This window comes from Bradyrhizobium sp. Ken64, from assembly GCF_055807555.1.
The window spans coordinates 1-239 of record NZ_JBVVPA010000135.1 but is presented as its reverse complement, the minus strand read 5'-3'; the positions used below and the strand labels follow the sequence as shown (position 1 = coordinate 239).

Sequence of the window (239 nt, the reverse complement as noted above, 5' to 3'; positions counted from 1 at the left end):
GCCAGGTTGGCGTTGGCGGTGGCGTCCGGGTCGTCGTATTCGGCCGGTTTCTGCAGCGACTGGGCGCCGATGAACGCGGCGAAGTCGGTGTTTTTCTTGTGCAGCAGCGGCATGAAACCGTTCTTCGCCAGGTCCGCTTCACGGCGGTCGCTGATGGCGATTTTGGTCGGGCACTTCATGTCCACGCCACCGTCATCGGTAGGGAACGTGTGGGCCGGCAGGTTTTCCACTTCACCGCC

Annotated in this window: 1 protein-coding gene; it reads right to left on the bottom strand. The window is 63.2% G+C overall.

What is annotated here, in order from left to right; all coding sequences use genetic code 11:
- Nucleotides 1-239 (bottom strand): type VI secretion system contractile sheath domain-containing protein (locus tag AC0L2F_RS35950; protein WP_473251550.1); only part of this gene is annotated, 239 nt, incomplete at both ends.